At 49.8% G+C, this 24457-nt stretch carries 17 protein-coding genes; 12 read left to right on the plus strand and 5 right to left on the minus strand.

Annotated features, from left to right (window positions below; genetic code table 11):
- Positions 1 to 122: 122 nt before the first annotated feature.
- Complete coding sequence (locus tag Mal48_RS21025; RefSeq protein ID WP_145204456.1) at positions 123 to 1328, minus strand: GNAT family N-acetyltransferase; 1206 nt, start codon at positions 1326 to 1328, stop codon at positions 123 to 125.
- Between the two features lie 561 nt (positions 1329 to 1889).
- Here Mal48_RS21025 and Mal48_RS21030 point away from each other — a divergent pair.
- From Mal48_RS21030 to Mal48_RS21040, 3 genes are all read left to right on the plus strand, one after another.
- The gene (locus Mal48_RS21030) at positions 1890 to 3395 is read left to right on the plus strand and encodes a sulfatase (protein WP_145204459.1); all 1506 of its coding nucleotides are present in this window, start codon (positions 1890 to 1892) and stop codon (positions 3393 to 3395) included.
- A 153-nt stretch (positions 3396 to 3548) separates the two neighbouring features.
- A complete protein-coding gene (locus Mal48_RS21035) occupies positions 3549 to 4394 on the plus strand; it encodes a hypothetical protein (protein ID WP_145204462.1) in 846 nt (281 codons plus the stop codon).
- Positions 4395 to 5014: 620 nt separating this feature from the next.
- Positions 5015 to 6082 (plus strand): Mrp/NBP35 family ATP-binding protein, encoded by a 1068-nt coding sequence (locus tag Mal48_RS21040; RefSeq protein WP_145204465.1) that lies wholly within the window; start codon positions 5015 to 5017, stop codon positions 6080 to 6082.
- A 55-nt stretch (positions 6083 to 6137) separates the two neighbouring features.
- On the opposite strand, the gene Mal48_RS21045 is transcribed toward Mal48_RS21040, so the two are convergent.
- Together Mal48_RS21045 and Mal48_RS21050 are read right to left on the minus strand one after the other, a co-directional pair.
- Positions 6138 to 7007 carry a formyltetrahydrofolate deformylase gene (locus tag Mal48_RS21045; protein WP_145204468.1) on the minus strand — a complete coding sequence of 290 codons (870 nt, stop codon included), beginning with the start codon at positions 7005 to 7007 and terminating at the stop codon, positions 6138 to 6140.
- A 248-nt stretch (positions 7008 to 7255) separates the two neighbouring features.
- Positions 7256 to 8104: a sugar phosphate isomerase/epimerase family protein gene (locus Mal48_RS21050; protein ID WP_145204471.1), complete on the minus strand. Its 849-nt coding sequence runs from the start codon at positions 8102 to 8104 to the stop codon at positions 7256 to 7258.
- A 353-nt stretch (positions 8105 to 8457) separates the two neighbouring features.
- On the opposite strand from Mal48_RS21050, the gene Mal48_RS21055 reads away from it, so the two are divergent.
- On the plus strand, positions 8458 to 8853 hold the full coding sequence (locus Mal48_RS21055; RefSeq protein ID WP_145204474.1) for a YraN family protein: 396 nt from the start codon (positions 8458 to 8460) through the stop codon (positions 8851 to 8853).
- Positions 8854 to 8914: 61 nt separating this feature from the next.
- On the opposite strand, the gene Mal48_RS21060 is transcribed toward Mal48_RS21055, so the two are convergent.
- Positions 8915 to 9802, minus strand: a complete 888-nt coding sequence (locus Mal48_RS21060; RefSeq protein ID WP_145204477.1) for a D-amino acid aminotransferase — start codon at positions 9800 to 9802, stop codon at positions 8915 to 8917.
- Entirely contained in the window at positions 9802 to 10299 is a 498-nt protein-coding gene (locus Mal48_RS23910) for a peptidylprolyl isomerase (RefSeq protein ID WP_391601814.1), read from the minus strand. The genes Mal48_RS21060 and Mal48_RS23910 overlap by 1 nt, the downstream gene beginning before the upstream one ends.
- 1381 nt (positions 10300 to 11680) lie before the next feature.
- Here Mal48_RS23910 and Mal48_RS21070 point away from each other — a divergent pair.
- From Mal48_RS21070 to Mal48_RS21105, 8 genes are all read left to right on the plus strand, one after another.
- A complete protein-coding gene (locus Mal48_RS21070; RefSeq protein WP_145204480.1) occupies positions 11681 to 11971 on the plus strand; it encodes a hypothetical protein in 291 nt (96 codons plus the stop codon).
- Positions 11972 to 12403: 432 nt separating this feature from the next.
- Positions 12404 to 13669, plus strand: a complete 1266-nt coding sequence (locus Mal48_RS21075; RefSeq protein WP_145204483.1) for a hypothetical protein — start codon at positions 12404 to 12406, stop codon at positions 13667 to 13669.
- Between the two features lie 222 nt (positions 13670 to 13891).
- Entirely contained in the window at positions 13892 to 14881 is a 990-nt protein-coding gene (locus Mal48_RS21080; RefSeq protein WP_145204486.1) for a GTPase, read from the plus strand.
- A gap of 96 nt (positions 14882 to 14977) precedes the next feature.
- A complete protein-coding gene (locus tag Mal48_RS21085; protein ID WP_145204489.1) occupies positions 14978 to 15841 on the plus strand; it encodes a rhomboid family intramembrane serine protease in 864 nt (287 codons plus the stop codon).
- A 438-nt stretch (positions 15842 to 16279) separates the two neighbouring features.
- On the plus strand, positions 16280 to 17656 hold the full coding sequence (argH, locus tag Mal48_RS21090) for an argininosuccinate lyase (RefSeq protein WP_145204492.1): 1377 nt from the start codon (positions 16280 to 16282) through the stop codon (positions 17654 to 17656).
- Between the two features lie 97 nt (positions 17657 to 17753).
- Positions 17754 to 19145, plus strand: a complete 1392-nt coding sequence (locus tag Mal48_RS21095; RefSeq protein ID WP_145204495.1) for a hypothetical protein — start codon at positions 17754 to 17756, stop codon at positions 19143 to 19145.
- A 366-nt stretch (positions 19146 to 19511) separates the two neighbouring features.
- Entirely contained in the window at positions 19512 to 21554 is a 2043-nt protein-coding gene (locus Mal48_RS21100; protein WP_145204498.1) for a PrkA family serine protein kinase, read from the plus strand.
- 78 nt (positions 21555 to 21632) lie between these two features.
- Positions 21633 to 24413 carry a PSD1 and planctomycete cytochrome C domain-containing protein gene (locus tag Mal48_RS21105; RefSeq protein WP_145204501.1) on the plus strand — a complete coding sequence of 927 codons (2781 nt, stop codon included), beginning with the start codon at positions 21633 to 21635 and terminating at the stop codon, positions 24411 to 24413.
- The last annotated feature ends 44 nt before the right edge of the window (positions 24414 to 24457 follow it).

The following is a 24457-nucleotide window of genomic DNA, read 5'->3' on the forward strand; positions in this document are numbered from 1 at the left end:
ACAAAACATGAGTGACATCACTGGGACGCACTTCTCAAAAAACGTCCATGCTCTCCCTCATGGCGAGCGGAGTATGAAGTTATGAAAGTAAACTTCACGGGCACACGTTAGAGCAAACTGCTCTAACGCTTGGGTTTACGAAAAGTTCTTTTTAGTGAACGCAACAGCGGCATTGCCCCCAGGACAATATTCGCCCACGGACGCCCCAGCGAGACCACCATATGTTCAATCGATCGACGCTCGCTCCAAAGCCGGTTGATCATTGGGTGATTTGGAACTGCACAGGAATCGACCCACGGTGACCTTTTCGATTCGAGAAATCGCTGCATTTTGTGGAGCTGAACGAGCATCCCCGGGGAGTATTTTTTGTACTCCTGGTCAAAGGCAATTTTGTATTCAAAGCAACCTTTCTGGGAAACCAGAGTGCAGAGCATCGCCACAGGCTCTCCATCAAGGAACATACCCAGCATCTCAACACCACCCGCTCTGGTTCTGCTGGTGACGAGCTCACGAAAGAATTCTTCCTGCTGAGGATCCTGTTTTAAGGCTGAACCACCTTCTCCTTTCCAGCTTTTCAGTTCCAGTTCAAGAAACCAATCAGCCCAGCATTCGCCGTATTCCGGATCTTCATTTGTACGAAACTCAACCTGTCCGAGGTTGTTCATTCGCCGGAGTTGACGTCGATACTCTCTGAAGTGATGGCGACCAATATTTTCGGTCAGCAACTCATCGTAATCGTGCCCCTCCGTCAGAATTGCCCGCGAATAATGGTCGTAGTGATAAGTGGTCAACAAGTTGTCGCGAATCAAGCGGTGCAGTTCCTGATGGACTCGCCCTTCCGCAAGTGTCATTGGAAGCTCTACGAGATCGACTCGCGGTTGCATCGTTCGCAGGTGTTTCAGCAACAACTTAAAAACTTGCTGTTCCGACCCACTTCGTATCAATGGGGAGGTCAGGAAGCTGAGCTTGGATTTCCAGAGGGAAAGTTCAGACAGCCGGGCTGGTCCTCGTCCCCGGACGAATGGAAAAAAACCGATCAGCTTATCCTCAGCATCTTCCTTGATTAAGACGACTTGCCAGTCCTCTTGCGAGGCCAAATTTTTCACTGCTGCCTGAAAGAACGTCGGTTCGTAGAACGCATTACAGAACTCGGTCTGCTGAGCCAGTTCGATCCATTCACCGATCCACTGATCCATTTCTGACGGGGAGGAAAGTGTAATCGCTGTGAGCCCGCCTTCGGTTGTGAACGGGCCTGTGAATGAGGGAGCCTGAGGCTTGCCGACTTGGTGGGTCTCTTCAGTAGAGCATGCAAATTGCACTTCGGACATGAATTTTCTTTTCGAGTAAGGACGTTTTCGAGGAGAACAATTGGCTTAAAACGTCTCGCTGGGGAGGCGGAAGTCCGGTCGATATTTGTCCTGATTCCTTCATAAGGTTCATTCCGAAGTCTTCTCGTTCACAATTGAATCGGGACCCACCGATACGTCGCCTCACCCAAATTCTCTTGTGTCAATCACGCTGAGTGTCGCTCAGCAACCTTTCTATACTGGAGCAGTTTGCTCTACCGTGTGCCCGTGAAGAACGCATTTCTCTTGTAAAAATGCTGTTCACCACGAGGCAGATCCTGCAAGTTGCCAGGCTGGTTTGAAAAATGGGCAACGTCGACTTAGAAAATCAAATTTCCCGTCTTTTGTGTTGACGGTTCGAAAATATACCCTGCCCCCGCAAGAATGCTCCCGATTCCCTACAATTCCTAGCCTCTTCCTCTGTGATACAGCTCACCAGCACGACAGAACTCAAGGAACCGTTGCAATCAGACCTCAGACATGTTTGAATCAATCTGTATCCAAACCTCATCTGTCAGAGTGCACGCATTAATAGGGTTAAGTATGAAAACTCGCTTTGTTGCTCAGAGCTTCTCTCTGGCAAGCATTTTCTTGTTGCAATTTTGCATCACCGATCCTGTTGCAGCTGACCAGAAGGCCAATCAATCAACGAAACCGAATGTCCTTTTCATCGCGATTGACGATTTAAATGACTGGGAAGGCTGCATGAGCGGGCACCCACAGGCCAAAACTCCGAATATTGACCGTCTGGCTGCCCAGGGCACACTTTTCACCAATGCACATTGCCAAGCCCCACTTTGCAATTCTTCTCGAACCAGCTTGATGACCGGGTTACGCCCCACGACAACGGGTGTGTATGCGCTTCAACCCTGGTTTCGCAAGGTCGACAAATTCAAGGACCATGTGACCCTCCCGCAGCACTTTAAAGCAGCTGGTTACAAAACACTCACAACCGGGAAGATCTACCATGGCGGCTACCCTCCCAAAAACGAGAGGCTGAAGGAGTACGACGTTTGGGGTCCGGCAGCTGGTGTCGGAGTTCGCCCCCCTGAAAAACTGGTCGAAACACCAATGGGCAATCATCCGCTCGTCGATTGGGGGACGTTTCCACACAAAGACGAAGACAAGGGAGACTGGAAGGTTGCCAGTTGGGCCGTCGATCAACTCGCTTCTCCACCGGAAGAACCGTTCTTCATGTCTGTCGGTTTCTTTCTACCGCATGTCCCATGCTACGCCACACAAAAATGGTTCGACCTTTACCCTGAAGATGAGCTCATGCTGCCGAACGTTCCGCTGGACGATCGCGCGGATGTCCCCGATTTTTCCTGGAAGTTGTACTGGTACTTGCCGGAAGTTCGCCTCTCCTGGCTGAAGGCCAATCAGCAATGGAAACCACTTGTCCGCGCCTACTTGGCTTCAGTCAGCTTTGTCGATAGCCAAGTCGGTCGCGTTCTGGATGCACTCGAAAAAAGCGGAAAGGCGGACAACACAATTATCGTCCTCTGGTCCGATCATGGTTGGCATCTGGGAGAGAAAGGGATCACCGGCAAGAACACTCTCTGGCACGAATCGACCCGCGTCCCACTCATTTTTGCCGGACCGGGAATCGAATCGGGAGCGATTTGCAAACAGCCTGCGGAACTCCTCGACATGTTCCCGACACTCATCGATTTGTGCGATCTTGCTCCTCGAAATGATCTTGAAGGGCACAGCTTGGTCCCACAACTCAAGAATGCCGACGCCCCGCGAAAGTGGCCTGCCATCACCACGCACAACGCCGGGAATCATTCTGTCGTGACGGATCAATACCGATATATCCACTACGCAGACGGTTCCGAAGAGTTGTACGACATCCTGCATGATCCAGATGAATTCACGAACCTTGCCAACGACCCCCAGTTCCAGAAAATCAAAGCATCGCTGGCAAAACTTTATCCTCGCAATGATGCTCCTCCCGCCCCGGGGAGTAAGTCTCGCCTTTTAACAAAAGAAGGAAATCAATGGCTTTGGGAAGGCGAGCCGATCATTGAGTCGCAGCTCATTAAGTAACGCGAACAACACTTCTGATATCAAGGTGATTCGTTGGAAAGACAATCACGTTTTCAGATTCCGTTAAAGCCCATCAGCCATTGTGAAAATTTCCGACCTCCACAAAGACACTCATCTCATTTTCGAATACGCACAAGCTGTTCAGGATTTCTCATGAAACCTAGCCTCGCCGTTTTATGTCTGGTGATTTGCTGCACATCATCTCCATTGATGAGCCAGGAAACACCCCCGACACAAAAAAAAGTGACATCTCTCGACGAACTGGTTGAGATCCTCCAAGCAGAGAAGATCGAACATCAAGCCAATATTCCAGAGCAATACGTCGTGATTCCTGTGAAACGGGGAAGCTTGAACTCTGCACAAGTCATTCGGTGGGCGGCCCGCGATGGTTTTGTCCACTTCATCCAAGTCATTCCTGTGCAGATCCCCGAAGAAAACCTGACTACTGTCGAATCGGCGATGGTTCGAATCAATCATAGCTACCCGGTCCCCGGACTCGGGATGAATCACGATAACAACACCACCTACTTCCGATTCACCGTTCCGATTCTCCCACGTGGCTTTTTGCTCGAAAGCGAAGTGAAAGAGTACTTCAGCTTTTCTGTAAACCAGGCAGTTCAACTTCTCCCAACAATTCAAGCACTTGCCAAAGGCGAAGTCGCAGCGGAAGAGGCTTTGGAATTCCATCGCAGTCGAATCCAACAAGCTCTCGGCCCGCTCGGAGCATGGCGTCGCGAGCTTGACGGTAGTCAATGGGTCATGAAAATGACCCCCCAGGGAGAGGTGACCCTCGAGAAAGATGGCAAAATTGTCGTCGATTCGCTCGTCAATGTGAAAGATGACCAAATGACATTCGACGATGTGACCGGAGAATTAGCTGTCGAAGGAAAAGGGACATACAAATTCAAAATCGAAGGAAAAACGATGACATTCACCGTCGTCGAAGATGCCAGCGAAGGCCGAAAACAAGTCCTCAGTAGCGGTCCCTGGTCTCGCTGACGAAATCGCCTTTCACTCGAACAGACCTGCGAGCTTGCCTCCCTCGTATCAATTTCAAAGTTCTCAGAGTTGCAGCTGATAACAAGCCTTTCGGCCTGCTGAAACCCCGGATTTTATGGGAAAAACCTTTTGATCTCTGAGAAACTGAGATTGAGGACTCTGAAGCTGTTGTTTCAAGCGTAAGCGGTTCTAAACTAGAGCAACTTTCGAATTGGTTTTCAGGTTCTGCCTCGTGGCGAACAGCATTTTTATTAGAGAAATGCGATCTTCACGGACACGACAAACATTGAAACAGCTCTGCTGAGACAATGCGCTCGCTGAGCTTGGTCGGTCTGCATCTTCGAACAAATAGAACTTTTCCCTTGAGAGCCGACCCAGAACTTAATGATGGTCTCTCAAACACTGAAAAATAGACAACCTGAAATTCGGTTCAACTCCGAATTGAATACTTCGATCCGAGTCCAGCGGCTTCATTGGACACTTCCATTTTTAAGTGCGGCCTGTTGTGAAGCCGCATTAGATATTTAGAACCGCTAACAACACCTCTGAGATCGTTTTTGATTCACTGGGGTTTCAAGTCCACGTGCAGGTTTTGTTAGAGCTAGTTATACAGGTGAATCATGTCCACTTCGGCAGATGTTGAATCCACTCTTGGAGCGTTCGTCGATCCTCAATTCGAAATTCCCCTCTCGCAGGCGAAGATGCTCAAAGGTGTCACGGTCGAAGGAGCCAAGGCAACCGTAAAAATTGAGCTCCCGACTCCAGCATATCCGAATCAGGAACAGCTGAAGGAATCGCTTCAGTCCGCTGTTCGAGAGAAACATGCAGATTTCGAACAAGTTGACGTCGAGATCACGAGCGTTGTCCGTGGGAAAGAATCCGGAGCTAAGGTCGGACTCAAAGTCAAGAACGTCATCGCCGTCGGGAGTGGAAAAGGGGGCGTTGGCAAATCGACGGTCGCTGCCAGTTTAGCCTATGGGTTAAAACATTTGGGAGCGAGCGTCGGACTGATGGACGCTGATGTCTATGGGCCGAGCGTTCCACACCTGCTCGGAGCCACCGGGCAACCCGCGATGCGTCAGATTCAAGCCCCGGATGGTCGGACAATCGAACGAATCGTTCCGATTGAAGTCGACGGCATCAAGCTGATGTCGATGGGCTTTATGGTCGGAGAAGACCAGGCGATTGTCTGGCGTGGCCCGATGCTTCACAAAGCTCTCAGCCAATTCCTCCAACAGACCGAATGGGGCGAACTGGATTATCTGGTTGTCGACATGCCACCAGGAACGGGTGATGTTGCGTTGACCCTTTCACAAATGGTTCAACTCGCCGGCGCCGTGATCGTTTGCACCCCACAAAAAATTGCATTGCTCGATGCAGGCAAAGCGATCTCGATGTTCCAGACGGTCAAAATTCCGATCCTCGGAATGGTCGAGAACATGACCGGTGATATTTTCGGACGCGGCGGAGCAAAAACCAAAGCGGAAGAAATGGGAGTCGCCTTCCTTGGAGAAATTCCGTCAGCTTCCGATGTTCGCATCAAGGGAGATGAAGGAAAAATCTCTGCTCTTGTAGACGAGGAAAGTTCTGCACGTGAAGCGATTCTTGAAATCAGCAGCAACGTTGCCATGCGGATCGCCAAAGAAATCATGAAGAATCCAACAATGCCAACGCTCGAAATTCTGTAACGTGGCGGACTTTTCACAGGCAACTCTGTGAAAGCCCTCACTTCAGAGTCTCCATCTACTTCGCTCTGGCGACTTTAGCGACTTTGTGAAAGTGGAGTTCAACTTCCCGATCGACGACCCGGCGAAGACCTTCAGCGAGACAGCGCGGTTCGTTGTCTTGTTCTCCACGCTGAATGATCTCTTCCAGGGAAGTCCCGGGAGGTACGGTGAATGTGCTTTGCTGAATGATTTGATTCCCGGCATCAAGCTCGGGGACAATGAAATGGCACGTCGCCCCATAGCTGAGCATGTGGTGACTATAGGCGTCATGATACGGGCGGAAGCCTGGAAATGATGGCAGGACTCCGTGATGTAAGTTGATGATTCGCCCCCCTGCAAACTCCCAGCAGGCACGGGGCGGAACGATACGCATGTATCTCGCCAGGACGATGTAGTCGACGTCGTACTCATCAAACAGGCTTACGAATTTGTCGTCATCGGGAACACCCTTGGAATCCCCGATATTGTGGAATTCGACACCGAACTGTTCCGCGATTCCGCGACACGCATCCCGGTTTCCAATCATCACCGGGACAGTCGCGTTGAGTCGTTTGTCGCGAATATCTCGCAGCACTGCGAGTGCTGGTTCCGGGCGATAGGTTGTGCAAAGTGCAATTCGAGGTGGACGTTCATGTTCATCACGAGCCCAAACTCGAATCTTCAACCCTTTGAGTTCCCCGATCTGATTCATCCGCTCTCGCAGCACTGAAATCGGCTCATCCTCGACCGGCCATTCCATACGAATCAGCATCGCGAACAGTTGCTCAAAGTCGCGGTCGTACATTTGAATTTCATGAAGATTCGCCCCGGACTGTGTCACGTAGTGGACGATCGGATCTGCAAGCCCACGATGATCAGGACCAACAGCGGTGATAATGACCTGCATAAAATTGACTCAATTCTCTGTATGTCTCTTTGCGAATTCCAGAAAAAGAAACAGGGCAAAATTCAGCGAGGAATCGCGCTGAGGAATCACGGAAACGAATCGCTGAAGAGCCCCAACAGCAAAAATTTCAGCAAGCACGGGGAGTAGAGCAAGTATTGAAATGCGCTAACGCAGGCGACTTCGGAAAGGGGGCAAAAACCGCCGAGCAACAGACTCGGGGCCTGTTGCTCAGCAGACATGACTGAAAATTAAAGGATTTTCGAACGCAACTCTTCAAGCAAGCTGACGGCACCTCCGACGTCCGCTTTCTGCTGATCGCGATCTTCCGGAATTTCTCGCTCAATCGTGAGTGGTCCGGTATAACCGATTTCTTTGAGCGTCCGCAGATAAGTTTCCATGCCGACATCACCTTGGCCGAGTGCGACTTCACAACCCCACGCCGCACCTCGTTCGCCTTCAGGTGCCCACGTTCCATCTTTGCAATGGACACTCCGGACAAGATGCCCGACTTTCTTCAGTGCTTCGATCGGATCGCCTGTGCCGTAGAGAATCATGTTGGCTGGATCAAAGTTGATGAAGAGATTGTCGCGGTCGACATCGCTGATGAATTCAAGAAGATGGTCCGCCGTTTCCTGACCGGTTTCCAGGTTCAGTTGTTGACCATTCTTTTTGATGTAGTCCAACAAATCGCGAGTCACTTCCAGCAGCCCTTTGTAATCGTCTCCGTTTCGATCTTCCGGAACGAATCCAATATGCAGAGCGACTGTCTGGACGCCGAGCAGCTTCGCGAAGTCGGCGATTTCTTTCATTTCCTGAGCACGCGCCGCACGTGTCTCTTGAGGAACGAGCCCGACTGTTTTGACAGTCTCAGAGATGCTCGCATAACTTTCCCCTTCGAAGCCTCCGAAAACACATGTGACTTCGATTCCAGCGTTTTTGCACTTCTGCAAGAAATCTTTCGCGGTTTGTTCCGTTCGAGTTTCCTGATGTGGAGCGTGAATCTGAACTGTTGGGACTTTCAACTCTTCCACAACATCAAGACGAACTCCCAAACCAGCATCGACAGAGGTAAACACCCCGATAGGCCATTGACTCATTGATATTCCCCTGAAATAAAATTCGACCGTCTCGTTTTAGACAGTGCCATGATCAACAGTCTGTTGCTGTCATTCTTGACAGTGTCTTAGCGAAACTGCAATTCTTGTAACAACACCCGATGAGAGACGTCTCTCGGGTCAACTTGTCCGGTTCTGTCTTGTGGTCGAGATCGTGTGCAAGACCAGACAATTTCCATCGCTCACAATAGAACGTAGACAATATAACAACTCGTGCACCCTGACTCTATTGCACCGAGCACCTCCAGAGATTGAATGCCTGTACTGCTCAGGAGTATGCCCGAAGTCCTCTTCAGCGTGAATACCCGAAGAGTGATCAAACTAATGGAACACAAATGCAGATTGGCTGGCTGAATCGTTTGTTGGGGAATCGTGGAGAGCGAGCAGCAGCCCGATTCCTGAAGAAGTCAGGCTATCGCATTCTGGCGCGACAAGCTCGCAATCAAATTGGTGAGATTGATCTCATCGCCCGAGATGGTGAGACGATCGTCTTTGTAGAGGTAAAAACAAGATCTTCAGCGACGACCGGTCACCCCAGCGAAGCGGTCGGATTTCAAAAGCAGAAACAGCTCACGCGGACCGCACTCGCCTGGCTAAAACAAAGGAACTTACTTGATCACCGCTGTCGTTTTGATGTTGTCTCCATCATCTGGCAGGACGGGAAAACACCTGTCATCGAACACTTCATTCACGCTTTCGAAGCGGTTGGTCACGGTCAGTTTTATTCCTGACGTCAGAGGCTTCTCGCCGCGAGGTGGAGTGTGAAGATCAACTCGAAAGATGCTCTACCCATCAAGATTGCCGGAAGCGTTCAATCGTTCTGGCGTATGCGGTGATGAGCTGAGAAACAACCGGACCAACAGTTCCGTCACCGATTGTCTGGTCTTCAACTTGAGTGATCGGCAGTATTTCCGTTGTTGTTCCGGTAATAAAGAGCTCATCCAGCTTGGGTAAATCGTCACGATGAATCGTCGCTTCGCTGATTTCAACATTGCACTCCCCGGCAAGTTGAATCAACAGCTTACGCGTGATCCCCGGAAGGATGTTCTGCCCAAGTGGGGCTGTCAAAATACGACCGTCTCGGACACCGAACAGGCTTGTGCGAGATCCCTCGATTAGGCGATCTTCTCCATCAACGAGCAAAGCTTCTGGACAGCCAGCTTCATAGGCGGTTTGGGCAGCCATGCAATTTGCCAGCAAGTTGACCGACTTAATGTCGCATCTCTTCCAGCGGAGATCCTCTAAAATGATCACACGCGCACCAACTTTTCTCAGCTCCTGATACGGATCTTTGAAGTGTGCGACATAGATCAACTCACTCGGAGTTGGCGGAGTAGTTGGATACCGGTGTATTCGCGGTGCGACTCCGCGCGTCACCTGAATGTAGACTGTCCCTTCTGTGACATCGCTGGCAGCGACAGTTTCTCGAACACGCTGAGCGATGATGTCAGCATCTGCCGGGAGTTGCAATTTTTCGAAGTTCCGTTTCAACCTCGCGATATGGTCATCAAAGAGAAACGGTTTTCCGCCGTAAACACGGAGAACTTCGTAGATTGCATCTCCAAACAGAAATGCCCGATCAAGCACCGAAACCTTGGCTTCAGAGAGCGGCATTTGCGTACCGTTCCAGTTGGCCAATGGGACTTGATCGAACATCTGACTGACATCGGGGTCGTACATTATTCTGGAATCGTCTTAGGTTTGTAATCGTGGTTTCGTTTGCGAATGACTGTCGCTTTTTCAATCACATCGTTTTTTTGCAATGAGCGTACCACATCAAGCCCTTCGACAACGCGACCGAAAACGGTGTGTACGCTACTGGGGCTGATCTCCCGGTCCAGGTGCGGTGTTGGCAGGTGAGTGATAAAGAACTGCGAGCCACCAGTATCTTTCCCGGCATGAGCCATGCTCAATGTTCCGGAGAAGTGGCGACGTGCGTTCGGCTGGTAGGCTTCACATTCAATGTTGTAACCAGGTCCGCCGCTGCCAGCTCTTTGTGGGTTGGTTTTACTGAGTGGGCAGCCTCCTTGTGCCATGAAGTTTGGAATCACTCGATGGAACAGCAAACCGTCGTAGAATCCTTTTTCGACTAAACTCACAAAGTTGGCAACCGTGTTTGGAGCTTCGTTCTCGAAGAGTTCAAGAATAATGTCGCCTCGGCTAGTTTCAAATTTCACACGAGGAAGTTGATCGTCCCCGGTGGCAGCTGCTTCTTTTTCTCGAATCGCCTTCTCTTTCGCCCAATAGTCGATATAGGTCTCAGACGTTCCCAGATATTGCCCTCCCAGGTCTCCGAGAAGTTGACCTTTCTTCTTCGCCAGACTGAGAATGCGGTGGGCATCCTCAAAGTTGTGCTCGGCGAAATTTGCGACACCCGCAAAGTTGGCAGCCACATCATTTTGGGTATCCGCTTTCAGGACAGCTTCAGCAACGGCTTTTGTAGTCGGATAGTCATTGCGACTGAAGGAGAACTGCATCAGTTCATTTGCGACTTCCAGAGTTGTCTCATCCTTTGGGTTCTTTTCGAGTTCTCCTACGACTTTTTGCCCCAGCCCCGGGAAGATCTCATTCTGCAGTCGTGTCGCAATTTGGGTGTATTCTTTGACAAGCCCTTCTCGCTGCGCGGGAGTCGCTTTTTGTGCTTCTGCCTGTAGCTCTTTCAGTCGAGTGAAGGAATCTTCACGGACTTTCAACAGTTGCTCCCAAGAGAGTTCTGCTTGCTTCTCTTGAGCATTCGCGGGACCACTCCCGGAAAATAGAAACAGAGCAAGAAGCAATGCACAATGGATTCGTATAAACATTTGATCTCCGAAAATATGGATGTTCTAACTGGACAGCGTCTCATGAAATTTCGTGTCACATCGAGTTGAGTCAGTTGCACAAAATCGTTAACGGACAAAACTCGAACAGTGCCGACTCGGATCGTGACTCAACGAACCCGGTTGAAACCACATTCATCGCAACCGATCTCACACAAATTCTTTACGGAGAAAACACTCCGAAAAAACACGCTGCCAAAAGTTCGCGTGAACCTGAATTCATTCCGTGAGTCTAAAGAACAGAAAGAGTTCGCAAAAGTGTGGATCAAATCTGAATGGAAACTCTTGCTTCCGAGGAGAGCAAAATTGTTCTCAAAATCAGTGAGAATTCTTGATCCTTTGCCAAAATGAGCCGTTTTCACCAGTGAGTAGCAAATAAAAACCGTAGAAAAGCGAAGACAAAACGAATTCTCCCACTCTTTGAGAGAACGTTGACACGTTTTTCGATCAGTCTACTAACCCGTTCAATTCAAATTTAGAAAGGAACAGTCCGTTACAAATCGTGAACCATTCCGCTTAGAACAATTCCAATGCTTCTCTTGTCCGCGAAGTACGTTTTCACAAGTCCGTACGCTGATGCCACGAGACAGTACTGTTAAGACGGATTATGGATTTGCCCTAGAACATGAACAAACCTACTGAAGTCGTTGTCATCGGCAGATCGGGAAATCAAATTCGAGATCTGCAAAGTCTGGGTCTTTCGGAATCGAAGTCGTTCACTGCACTGGAGGGTAAGACGATGAAATTTAAATTCGCAGAACAATCGCTCAGAAGATGGAAAACAATCTCCGTCGCAGGCTTCGGTTTGACTGGAGTCGGTCTGGCGTGCATCGTGCTGATCATTGGACAGTTGGCTCCTCCAATTCTGAATGGAGAGGCCCCTGAAGTTTCGACTTTGGAAATGGCAATCGAAGCGACCATCGGACTGATCTTTCTGGTCGCCGGCTTCACAATGATGGTGATCGGGTCGGACCCCTTCGAGGATTCGACCAACGCATTTCGCTTCGATCAGGATCAGGAACGGACATAAGCCTCGCTTGGTAGCATACTGAAGATGTGAAGCGATGAACCTGCTGGAGGTTCATTCATTGAGGTGTGTCCTAACAACAAGGCAACTCCTGCTAGAGCAGTTTGCTCTAGCGTGTGCCCGTGAAGAACGCATTTCTCTAGTAAAATTACTGTTCGCCACGAGGCAGAACCTGCAACCCGTTTCGAAAGATGCTCTAAGGAGATGTATACAGGTTCGAATGCTGCCACTGCGGCTTGCTCGCCCGTTCCGTCTTTTCTCCTACCGATTCCCTCTGTTTTCTGCTCGGACATGCTTGATTCGGGAGAGGTTTTTCCGCTTTTAATTGCTATCTGCGAATTGCAATCTGCCAAGTGATTCACATAGTGTTCGAGAAAAGCGAATTCGGGCCTCTCAACTGTTCATTGATTTTCCACTAATGAGACGGATAGAGAAATGGCGTTGTTTGAGCGAAAGCGATTTGTCTGGAATGAGCCCTGGTTCTTTCAACAACGAATCAGAACTACGAAGTCGTGGGTCAACCTGGTTCTCCTGCTGAGTGCAATCGCTGGCGGTCTTGGCGCCCTTCTTTACTTTTCAGTCCCGGCTGGACAGCAGCCGAATCTCTTCGAAATCATCGGCATGAGTCTCGGCGCGGCAGCGGCTGTGTGGTGGGTTCTCGACGGAACCGAAACACGACGCCAAGCAGTCTTGATGGAAGACTCTATTGTTGTTGGTGGCGACATGGGGAAATACTCGAGCCCGGAAACGTTCAAGCTAGCGGAGATTCCAGGTGCCGCCATTGTGATGCCCGAAGAATCAAAATGGCCGGAACCTGCCCTCTTTTTTCATTACGATGGAGAAGAGCAAGCCATTGGAATTGATCGAAAAGCCGGACTCTCGCGTTTGGCACAAGCACTGCATGATGTCGGGCTTCCCATTCGACTCGATGGCTGGGAACCGGGAGGAGAGAGTGAGTTCGCGAAAGAGTTTGCCTGGGAGGCAGATCCGAACACTGTCACAGGAAAGGCTAAGATCGAGACGTTACCGGAAAGAACCCCAAGCTTAATGACTCCCGGAGGGATCATCGTCGCAATCATTACTCAGTGCTGGGCAATTGTACTCTGGCTGGTCATTGTGGCAGCCGCCGTCTACTACGGTTATCAGAATTTCAACAACCTGGGAGTCGTTCGTTTGGGACTCCTGATTGTGATGTCCATCGGCACGATGTATATCGCTGGCGTCTACACAGATCGATACGCAAGTGCGAAAACTGCCAAAGGGCTCACTCGGATGGCGACCGATCAAATCCGAAAACGGGATGGACTTCAAGTCGATCCAGATGCTGAGATTCTCTTGCCTGTAGAAATTTTCACACGCGATCAGTTCGACAAGTCTGTTCAAAAAATTCACGAAATGGGCTTCCTTCAGGCAGACAAAGCTGGTCAGCGAATGCTTTATGAAGGAAAGAAAGAACGCTGGTCGATCCCCACTGAATCGATTTATTCGATCAAAATCGAAGAAGTTCAGACGGGAACTCCGGGACAATCTGCCATAGGAGCACTGAACTACTACGTCGTCGTCACATTCGCTGCGGAGGACAAACAGGAATTTGGTTTCCGTTTCAGCGAGCGCGACTACGGAGAATTCGACGACATCAAACGCGCTCAGGGGGGAATCAGTATCTTCGACGAATTTGATTTTCTCGTCTCGTCAAATTGAAAAACAAATCGACTTGAACTGAGAGCGTTTTCCAAATCGGTGTGCGCGATCGGTGTGCGCGATCGGTGTACGCGATCGGTGTACGCGATCAGTCTCGTGGCGAGCAGCCTACAATTAAGTATTGAAAGTGACCTTCGCATGTACGGCAAGTCTTGAAATTGCTTTAAAGACCATCGCCGAAAGATGACAGGCGATCCTGCTTTTTGATAAGTTCGTCACACCATGGCTGCGAACCTCACACCTCAGTATTACAAAGCTGAGGAAGCATATCGAAAAGCACAAACGACTCCGGAGCAAATTGTTGCTCTTCAGGAGATGCTGCGCATCATCCCCAAGCACAAGGGGACGGATCACCTGCAAGGGGCGCTCAAGTCGAAACTCAAGGAGGCCCGGGAAGCATATCAGGCAGAACTGAAAACTCCCAAAGGAGGTAAAAGTTACCGCATTCCCAGGCAGGGATGCGGGACAGTCGTGGTGATTGGAGCACCGAATTCCGGGAAAAGCCGACTGGTCTCTGAGCTGACCAATGCCTCACCAGACGTTGCGGAGTTTCCGTACACGACACGCGAACCGACAGCGGGGATGCTGGAATTTGAAGGGGCGTTGATTCAGCTGATCGACACCCCACCGATCTCGGGAAATCAGATCGAACCGTATTTAATTGACTTTGTCCGAACTGCTGATCTCGTTTTGTTTTGTTTCGATGGAAGCTCGGACGATGCTCCGCAGGAAACAGCGGATGTCTTACGTCAGCTCGAAACTCGCAAAACGGTCTTATCGGAAAAGACCGGATTCGATCCTGCTGATTTTTCGATTGTCCATGTCAAAAGCCGCTTGATTCTGACTCGCTCGAATAACCCCGAAGCAGGCATTCGTCAAGAATTGTTACAAGAAGTCCGGCCGATCGAATTCCCGGTAATCCCGACGGATCTTGATTTTGAAGAGCAGAGAAAAGAGCTCGCCAAGTCGATCTTTGAAGCACTCGATAAGATTCGGGTGTATACCAAACGTCCGGGAGAACCTGTGGAATTGGTCGATCCTTATGTGATCCCGAATGGTGGAACCGTGGAAGAACTCGCTCACAGGGTTCACGAAGAGATTGCCATTTCGTTAAAGTTCGCAAAGGTTTGGGGGCAGGCCGACCACGATGGGCAAGCAGTGGGTCGCGAACATGTGTTGAGCGACCTCGATATTGTCGAATTGCACAGCTAATCCCTGTGATGAATCACTGCAATGACCCCCTGTGATCCCTGCAGAGTTTTCTCACTTCACGAACCACGTTGATTAGATTCGAAACGGATTGTTGACATGCGGAAGATTGGAACACTGGAATCCTCAAAAGATGCCGAAAGGTTCCATCGCTTTCTGCGATCTGAGGGAATCGACAACCAAATTGACCAAGTCCCTCCGAGTTGGGAGATCTGGGTTCTCAGCGATGCAGACCTGGACCGCGCCAAGGCGGAGCTGGAATCGTTCAAAAATTTCCCCACCGACAAAAGATTCAACGTCAAGCACGTTCCGCCTCCGAAAGCTCAGCCAGAAGCAAAAGCTCCCCGCCGAAGAGCCAGGTCACACGATATTCCAGTGACCCGATTTCTGTTGATCTCGTGCATCGTCCTCACGATTTACACAGGCATGGGAACGCGGCATCCAGAGTTAATGGGCAAATTGAAGTTCTCGAACGTGGCCAAAGTGGGGGAAACGTTTCAAGTCCCACCTGAGATTCTCCACGGAGAGATCTGGCGAATTTTCACGCCTGCATTTATTCACGGTTCGTTTTTTCACCTTGCCTTTAATTTGTATTTTTTGTGGATTCTGGGGAACACCATCGAACGGACAAAAGGGTCCATACTCTTTGCACTTCTTTGCTTTGTGACCGCTGTCGGCGGGCATTTCACGCAATATTTTATAGTTGGACCGAACTTTATTGGGATTTCCGGTGTTGTATACGGACTGCTCGGATACTTATGGATGAAGCAAATGGTCTCTCCGGAAGAGGGCTATGCCATTCCCGACATTTTGATCGTCCAAATGCTGATCTGGTTAATGCTTGGCATTTCCGGTGTCCTCGAATCGTGGGGAATTCCGGTCGCCAATGGAGCCCACTTCGGCGGATTGTTGGCAGGGATGCTCCTCGGCGCATTCCCCGGACGAAAACGTGTCGTCACCTGAGCAGCTTGCACTGAGATGAGCAGGATACACAGAGAAAAAAGAAGCTGAAAACTGAGAGTCTCGACCGAATCAAATCATGGCTGAATCCGCAGGGTCTTTTTAAGATTCTTTTCACCGTAGTCTTTACCCTGTAGTCTTTTCTCTGTGTCTCCGATTCTCGGTGGTGAAACTTTTTCGTGTCAACTTTCATGAATACCGAATGTCCTGGAGAATTTTGAAAACGACGTCCATGTTTTCTCGCGGGATGAGCAAGACATCACCTGAAAAGGACGTATCAACACGCCTTAAAGAGAAAAGAAACACGTTCGTATTTGAGAGCAGTTTGCTCTACCGTGTGCCCGTGAAGAACGCATTTCACCAGTAAATTTACTGTGCGTTACGAGGCAGAACCCGGACACCAATTCGAAAATGCGATAGAGCCAACAAACAGGAGATATTGTGGCAGAGAAAGCCTGGGGCGGACGATTTTCCGAACCGACCAACGAACAAGTCGAACTCTTCACCGAGTCAGTTTCCTTTGATGCCCGCCTGGCGGCCGTTGATGTGCAAGGCTCGCAGGCGCACGCAAAAATGCTCGCGCACGTCGGTCTCATTTCCAGTGATGAGCGAGACAACATTTGCTCAGCACTTGATGAGATTCTGGAAACGATTCAACAAGGCAAGATGGAATATCGCCCTTCATTGGAAGATATCCACATGCATATCGAATCTGCTCTCATCGAGAAGCTCGGCGACACGGGACGCAAACTTCATACAGGCAGGTCTCGAAACGATCAGGTTTCGACAGATATCAAACTCTACATTCGCAATGCGATTGACGAAGTCGACGCACTTCTTGAAGAGCTTCAGCGTGCCTTCGTCAGCCGTGGTGATCAGGATTTAGATATCATACTTCCCGGATACACACACTTGCAGCGGGCTCAACCTGTCAACGCTGTGCACTATTGGCTGGCCTACGCTGAAAAGTTTCAACGAGATCGGGACCGACTGGCAGATTGCCGAGCCCGGTTGAACCAATCTCCTCTCGGTGCCGCAGCCCTTGCAGGCACGACGCTTCCAATTGATCGAGACTTCACTTCCAAAGAACTCGGCTTTACTGCCCCGGCTGCAAACAGTCTCGACATCTCCAGCGACCGCGACTATCTGGCAGAATTCACGTCAGCACTTTCGTTGATCGCGGTGCACCTGTCAGGTTGGGCGGAAGAGTGGATTTTATGGTGTACGACAGAGTTCGGATTCCTGACTCTTTCAGACGCCTACACCACTGGTTCTTCAATTATGCCGCAAAAGAAGAATCCCGATGTGCTGGAACTCATCCGCGGAAAATCAGCACGTGTGATCGCCTCTGCACAGCAACTCTTTGTGCTGATGAAAGGTTTGCCGATGGCCTACAATCGGGATTTACAGGAAGACAAACTGGCAGCCTTTACTGCGTTTGATGTCGTCAAAAGTTGTCTGGGACTTGCTCCCTCGATTGTCATCAATGCAACGTTGAACCGAGACCGCATCAACAGCCGTATCGAAGAAGGTTTCCTCGATGCCACTGCCCTGATGGAATACCTGATTCGCAAACAGGTTCCAATGCGGACCGGTCACGGAATCGTCGGAAATCTCGTTGCGCTGTGTGAATCAAAAAAGTGCCGGTTGCAAGATTTGACTGTTGAAGAACTTCAACAAGCGGCTCCACAAATCGAAGAAGACGTCTACGAAATTCTCGGCGCCAGCAATGCCGTGGCAGCCTTAACCAGTTTTGGGTCTGGTGGACACGAGCCGGTTAAGCATCAACTCAAACTCTGGCAGGATCGATTCGCATAGGTCAAACGGAACGGAAAGTTGGAGTTCACCCTGACGGTCCGTCACATTCCTGAAACTTTGAGAGTTCATTGCCAGTTCAACTCCAGAAGGGCAATTTATGAAATACCGTGACGCATTTCTCGCAGTCGGGATGATCGTGGCTGCCGTCGTCGGATACTCTCTCCTGATTAAGCAATTCGATATCGACCGGCTTGTCAAACGGGGCGCAAAGGTTCGCGTAACTCCTGAGCACAAGCCATATTTGATTGATATTTCTGGTGAGAAGTTCGGCAGTGACGATCTAAAATATCTAAAAAATTCACCGACAATTGAGCGACTGTACTGCTCGAACAGCAAAGTCAGTGATGAGGGAATGGAAGCGCTTTTGCATCTCCCCAACCTGAAGGAACTGGACCTCACAAAAACTGCCATTTCCGACCAGACCCTGAAAGTTCTCGCAAAAATCAAAACGCTGAAACACCTCAATCTCTCAAACACCGCAGTGACCGATGTGGGGATCGGGTATCTGGAGGGGCATCCGTCGCTATCAATGCTTGAGGTGAGTTCCTGTTCCAATATCACTGCGAAAGGGCTGATGGTCTTAAAAGAAAACCCGAAACTGGCCACGCTGAGACTTGGCGACACACCTATCAGGTATTACGAGTACTGCGAATTACTCGAAGCGCTTTCCAAGACGATTATCCCGGTGAACGAAAAAATCTTGCTTGGACTGGGAGACAGCGAGCTGTTCACTGGTTCAATTTTTTTTGATCGATTTTCAACATCGTTCGAACCGTTTGAATCATTTGATAGGTTACAAGATAAACCTGTCGAGATCGCCATCAGGATATCTTCGTGGGACGCAGATAATCTGGAAAGGCTCGACTGGTTAGAAGAATTTGAGGGCAAAGAGAATGTTGTCTCTTTAAACATCAATCTCAATACCCTTCACCCAGAAGAGAAGCTGTTGCTGTTTCAACAGTTTCCAAATTTAAAATGGATCGTCGTCACGGGAAATTTCTCGCAAGAACTCATCGACGAAATCGGGAAGTTCAAATCGCTGCGTTCACTTTCTCTGTACACCCCCAGATTTGGTGAGACGGAGGCGGAATTCGAAGAGCAGCCAAAGCTCAACTTCGCTCCGATTGCAAAGCTGGATCGGCTTACAGATTTTCGCCTCAGGCTCCCAGGTTTGGATCGAGAGACGCTCTCTCAGTTCGAATCAATTCAAAGCCTCAGGGAAATTTCGTTCTCATCTGGAACATTGCAGGATGAAGACATTCAGTTCATCACAAAACTTCCCAATTTAGAGGTCGTCTCTCTCCGCGGAAACAAGCTGACAAAGAGATCACTAGAAAAAATGAAACAGCTTCCTAACCTGAAATATGCTGACTTGGCACACAACGAGATTGATGACAAAAGCCTCCTGGAATTTGATAACTTCCTCGGCTTGAAGCGGAATTCTGAAGAGGACAATGAATACGATGACGGATCGTCAACCATGCAATAATCATGTCAGATTGCTTGGGGAAAAATGCTGAAATCGAACTGCGAATCAAGGTTGCAAGGCACCTGTCCAGAACAGGGATTTCGCATCGTTGCAAAACCTTTCCCCAAAAACCGGTCTTGCCTCATGTCTCTCTTTCGCGATAATAGTTTTTGAGAGAGTCTACATCTCTCGGCGAATCACTGAATTTGACGAGTCAAATTCCTGATGATCGCTTTTCCTTTGGCAACCCAGTCGTTGGCGACGGACGCTGCTTTCGTCCACGCATCAGGTTTTGAAGTTGCCCTGCTTCTTTCTACAAGGGTGTATCCTGCCTGAGCGTCGAAGAGACTGCGCTCCCTGCTCGTGGCTGGTTTAGGAGGATGTCTCGTGACGAATGGTCAAGCACTGCTGTCCCGGTTTTCTGACCGTCAGGATTCCACACAGTTTCTCCAGGAAAACTGGCAAGGAAGCTTTGCGGAATATCTCGATCTCGTTCGAAAGCACCCTGCTATCACTCGGACTGCGTACCAGCGCATGTACGACATGATCATTCAAGAGGGAACCTACTCAGTCGAAGGAAGTAAGGACCTCATCCGTTATAAATTTTTCGACGATCCGCATCTCGATGGCGAAGATGCAATCTTTGGTTTGACGAAGCCACTCATGGAACTCGTCAATGTGTTTCGTTCCGCCGCTCTGAAATACGGCACCGAACGACGAGTGCTACTTCTGCATGGACCAGTCGGAAGTTCAAAGTCAACGATTGCCAGGCTCTTGAAGAAAGGTCTCGAGCGTTATGCCCGAACCGACGCCGGGGCGCTCTATACTTTCGGCTGGAAAGAAGAGGATGGAAGCATCACCTGGGACCCCATGAACTGCGAACCACTTCTGCTTGTGCCAGATTCTTCGCGCGAGGAATTCGCCAAAGAATTGAACGAAGGGCGCAACGACGAAGGATACCCAATTGAGATCGAAGGTGATGTCTGCCCGCTCTCACGCTTCTACTTCCAGGAACGCCTGCGCGAGCATGATGGCGACTGGACAAAGGTGCTGGAATCGGTTGTTGTCCGCAGAATTTTCCTTTCTGAAAAAGACCGCATCGGCATTGGAACGTTTCAACCGAAAGACGAGAAGAACCAGGATTCCACAGAACTGACCGGCGATATCAACTACCGCAAAATCGCAGAATACGGAACGGAATCGGACCCGCGCGCCTTCAACTTCGATGGCGAGTTCAACGTTTCCAATCGTGGAATGATTGAATTTGTGGAAGTCCTGAAACTGGACGTTGCGTTTCTTTATGACCTGTTGGGAGCTTCGCAGGAACATAAAATCAAACCGAAAAAATTCGCTCAAACCGATATCGATACCGTCATCATCGGCCACACAAATGAACCGGAATATCGCAAGCTGCAGTCGAATGAGTTCATGGAAGCGTTACGAGATCGAACGATCAAAATTGATATTCCCTACGTCACGACGCTCAGCGAAGAAATCAAGATTTACAACAAAAGCTACAATCAGGCCCGAGTACGTGGGAAGCATATCGCCCCACACACACTTGAAGTCGCTGCCATGTGGGCACTGCTGACGCGTCTCGAACAACCGAAGCACCACGGCCTGACGGTTCTACAAAAGATGAAGCTGTACAATGGAAAAACGTTGCCCGGCTTCACAGCAGAGAACGTCAAGCAATTGCGAAAAGAAGCCAAACGCGAGGGACTGGAAGGAATCAGCCCTCGCTATGTTCAGGACAAAATCTCTAACGCCCTGGTCGTCAATACGCTCTCGACCAGTCTCAACCCATTCATGGTGATGAATGAACTCGAATCCGGATTACGGCATCATTCACTCATCGGGAACGAAGAATTGCGAGAGCATTACCGGCAACTGATTTCTGCGGTCAAAGACGAGTACACCGACATCGTCAAAAACGAAGTTCAGCGGGCAATCGCTGCGGATGAAGATGCCCTCATGCGATTGTGCGGAAACTACATTGATAACGTCAAAGCTTACACGCAGCATGAGAAGGTGAAAAACAAATTCACCGGTGAAGATGAGGAACCGGATGAACGCCTGATGCGGTCGATCGAAGAGAAAATCGACATTCCAGAATCCCGTAAGGATGACTTCCGGCGTGAAATCATGAACTACATCGGCGCACTTGCGATTGATGGAAAACAGTTCAATTACAAAACGAACGAGCGACTTCAAAAAGCTCTCGAAATGAAGTTGTTTGAAGATCAGAAGGATACGATCAAACTGACGAGCCTTGTTTCTCAGGTTGTCGACAAGGAAACACAGGAAAAAATCGATATCGTGAAGTCTCGACTCATTCGAAACTATGGTTATAACGATGAGTCCGCCACAGATGTCTTGCAATACGTTGCCAGTATTTTCGCTCGTGGAGATGTCAAAGAAGATGCTTGATCTGAACCACTGAACTTGTGCTACAATAGCTGGTGGTCCAAACGAGCGACCGAACTCTCCTTGAACCCCTGCCAATTTATGCCCACCTTACGTTCTTTCATTATCTTACCGGCCTTCGCGCTGCTCTGCCTCCTGCAATGCCCTGTCGTCGCAAACGATCAGGAGCAGTTCTTCGAATCGCATGTCCGTCCGCTTCTTGCCAAACACTGCTTTGAGTGCCATGGCGAGAAAAAGCAACAGGGCGAATTGCGTCTCGATCGAAAGCAGTTCGTCTTTGAAGATGGTGCGTCTGGGAAAGCTGTCGTCCCCGGAAAATTGGATGAAAGCCGGCTCTGGGCTGTCGTTCAATTCGATGAATTCGACACCCAAATGCCCCCCACCGGGAAGCTTCCTGAAAAAGATCTTCTCATCCTGAAAAAATGGATCGAGTCGGGAGCCTACTGGCCGGAAGAGGCTCATGCTGAAGTGGTCGCACAAAATGCGGTTCCTTTGAAAAGTGATGGCAGTATCGATTTTGAAGCTGCCATTGCGAACCATTGGGCCTACCAGCCAGTGCAAGCTCCGCAAGTGCCTGAGCGAAGCCCCGCTGCAGATTACGATTCTGCGATTGATCGCTACCTGGCAATCAAACTCAACGAGAAGGGTTTGAAGTTCAGCGAGCGCGCTTCAAAACAAACCTTGATTCGTCGCCTCTCATTTGATCTGCGAGGCTTACCCCCAACCATCGCAGAAGTTCAGGCATTTGAAGCCGATCAGAGCAAAACTGCCTATCGTGATCTGATCGATCGATATCTTTCCGAGTCAACTTACGGACAACGATGGGGACGATACTGGCTCGATATCGCTAGGTATGCGGACACCAAAGGCTACGTCTTCACAGAGAATCGGTTCTACCCGTACGCCTATACGTATCGAGATTACGTCATCGATGCTTTCAACAATGACAAACCTTACGACACGTTTGTGATGGAGCAACTCGCTGCCGATCAACTCGGTTATGCAGAGAATGATCCGAGACTGGCTGCTCTCGGATTTGTGACGGTTGGGCCACGCTTTCTCAATCGAAAACCGGATATCATCGACGATCGGATTGATGTCGTCACGCGCGGATTCATGGGCATGACCCTCGGTTGCTCGCGATGCCATGACCATAAATTCGATCCTCTTCCGACGGCAGATTACTATTCGCTTTACGGAGTCTTCGACAGCTCACAAGAACCAGACCTCCCACCATTACGCGGTGAGCTAGACGTCAATGCTCCCGGCTATCAGGAGTTTGTCACTGAACTCAATAAGCGCGAAGAGGCCTTGGAGGCATACAAGAAAACCGCTCATGAAGAGTTGCTTGTCCAAGCTCGCAATCATCTGGATGACTACTTCCCGGATGCGATCAAATCGATGGGCCTCTTACCAGCTGACTTGGAGCTCACTCCAAAACATGGGGCACTCCGTGACCGCTTGAAGTCACACTGGAAGAAGACCCTTGAACGCATGGCAAAAGAGAATCGCCCATTTTTTCTCCCCGCCACTAAGCTACTTGCTTTAGATGATAAAGAACTGACAGAGCAACTCCCATCGCTGCTCGATGAACTGGACACGAATGACGCAATCCCGGACAGCCTGATCGAAGCTTTACGGTCTGCAAAGATCACCTCGAAAATCGAGGTCGTGAACGTGTACACACAGGTTCTCTCTTCCGTGAGAGATGAGTGGAATGAATTCAAGAAATCGAACCCCGAGGCAACTCAATTCGACGATCCTGGCAAAGAACAGGCCCGCCGAATCCTTCTCGGTAAAGGCTCTCTGTCCGATCTCGATCCCGGGGACTTCTCGCCACTTTTTGAACGAGACAATCGGACCAAGATCAGAAACCTCGAAAAGAAAATCGATGAATGGCATGCCACGTCACCGAACGCTCCAGCACGCTCTATGGTTCTGTTTGACAAAGAAAAACTCACCAATCCTGTCATCTTCGTTCGAGGCAACGTCGGACGTCGAGGAGATCGTGTCCCACGCCGCGGACCGCAAATCCTGAATCCCAGCCCGGAGGCTGTCTTCACAAAAACCAGCGGACGTAAAGAGCTGGCAGAACAAATCGCATCGAAGCAAAACCCACTGACAGCCCGCGTGCTTGTGAATCGCATCTGGATGTATCACTTCGGCAGTCCTCTCGTCGACACAACCAGTGATTTCGGATTAAGAACTCAATCGCCAACTCACCGCGAACTTCTCGATTATCTGGCCTGGAGTTTGATGCACGAACACAACTGGTCAATCAAAGGACTTCATCGAGAAATTCTGCGTTCGCAAGCCTGGCAACAACAAAGTGTTGATCGTCCGCAAGCCAGAATGGTTGATTCGGAAAACCAGCTGTACTGGAAGCAAAATCGGCAACGACTCGATTTCGAAGCGATGCGAGATACGATGCTCAAAATCGCCGGAAAAATTGATCTCTCTCTGGAGGGTCGCCCAGTCGATATCGAGAAGCAACCGTTCCCGACACGACGAACCGTCTACGCCCTCATTGACCGCAACAACCCATCTGGACTTTTGCGGACCTTTGATTTTCCATCTCCGAACTCTTCCAGCCCATCACGGTCTGAAACAACTGTCCCGCAACAAGCTCTCTTCGGGATGAACTCCCCCTTCGCTCAGCAAATGGCAAAAGCTCTCGCTGAGCGAGTGGAAAAATCTTCTGCAGATCCGAAAGCTCAAGTGCGCCAACTTATCGAACTCGCATATTCACGCCCTGCATCGAAAGAAGAAGTTGAATTGCTCGCAGGGTATCTGAAGACGGGAAGCCTCGATGAACTCTCCCAAGGATTAATGCTCTCAAACGAATTCCACTTCGTCGACTGACAGGCACAGGAAGAATCTGTCACAGGCAAATCCACAGTCCTCTC

This window comes from Thalassoglobus polymorphus (assembly GCF_007744255.1).
Classification (GTDB): Bacteria; Planctomycetota; Planctomycetia; order Planctomycetales; family Planctomycetaceae; genus Thalassoglobus; species Thalassoglobus polymorphus.